The organism is Pseudaeromonas pectinilytica (genome assembly GCF_054780855.1).
Genome location: NZ_BAAGVN010000209.1, coordinates 1 through 1,173 on the forward strand (window position 1 = coordinate 1; position 1,173 = coordinate 1,173).

Sequence of the window (1,173 nt, forward strand, 5' to 3'; positions counted from 1 at the left end):
TGTAGCCCGCCGCGCGAATTGATAAACGGATTCACTAGAAATGAGAAACCGCCTCTCGGCGGTTTTATCATTTTTGGCGAAACGGTTTGTTTTGTCCCTGTTTGTTTAAACACTGCTCAGAGAGCGTTTAAACATCAACTTCAATCCTGCTGAATGGCAAGCTGGGTAATGTCGCAGCGATGACACCATCCACGATCATGACCTGCGCCCCAGATGCGGCTGATGTGCCTGTAACCGTGATGCGCTGCCCGGAGCTCAGCTCTATATAGCTAGTGCCGCGCACAGTATCAACAGAGATGACCTCAGCCCGATAACGCACCTGACTCGGTAGTAAGGCCCTGAACCGAGCCCATGGGTTAACTGTTGCCATGATGTACCTCCAAGCTAACAGACTGCCAGATCGCGCTTACGCCGTTCGGTGTGATGCTGTTGCCAAGCACTAGACCCCGTGTCTCACTACCATCACCGCGCAGTACCTTTACCAGCTGGCCAGGCACAACCAGGGTTGGAGACTGTCCGGGTGGGAGCAATGGCAACTCCAGAGCAACGATCTCGATCTGACCACTCTCAGCCAGGAGATTTCGTCCGCGTTCAGCATTAGCTGCCGGGTCCTGAGCCAGCACATCCGAAACATCAGCCGCACTCACAACCCCAGCAGAGCCGGAGCGCACCACCTCTGTGATGCACCCATGTGTCGTGCCAGCAATCAGCACCCGATCCAGCGGCGTAGTGAACTGCGGGTCACTGCTCTCGCTCGGGCTGACATCTTCCGGGATCAGGTGTGACCATGCTGATGCTGGCGCGGTAGCCCACTTGCTAGGTGATACCCGATAGCGAGGGGTGATGATCAGCTTGTCATCGGTCATATCCGGCATCACAACAGCCCCGCAGGCTTTAGCAATAGAACTGATGATGGCCATGGGTGTAACGGATACCCAGCTTGCCGACTGTGCGGCAAGAGTCCATTCCGGTGTCTGTACCCATTCAGCAACTGCAGTTCGTTCAATACTAAAGCCGAGAGGTTGCAGCACTTGTTCAACCAACTGCCACGCCCCCATGGCTGCGGGCAGAGTGACCGTGAGTTTGTCCGACTGTTCGCCATCCAGCAGCATGCTGCGCGACTGAGCCGTGAAGCTATAGGTTTCGCTGGCCAGCTTTGTGCTCCGACGATAG

The 1,173-nt window shown here is 55.8% G+C and carries 1 protein-coding gene; it reads right to left on the reverse strand.

Annotation, left to right across the window (positions count from 1 at the left end; translation table 11 throughout):
• Positions 1-356: 356 nt before the first annotated feature.
• The coding region (locus ACYVG7_RS10285) for a hypothetical protein (protein ID WP_460883027.1) at positions 357-1,173 on the reverse strand (817 nt) is incomplete at its 5' end.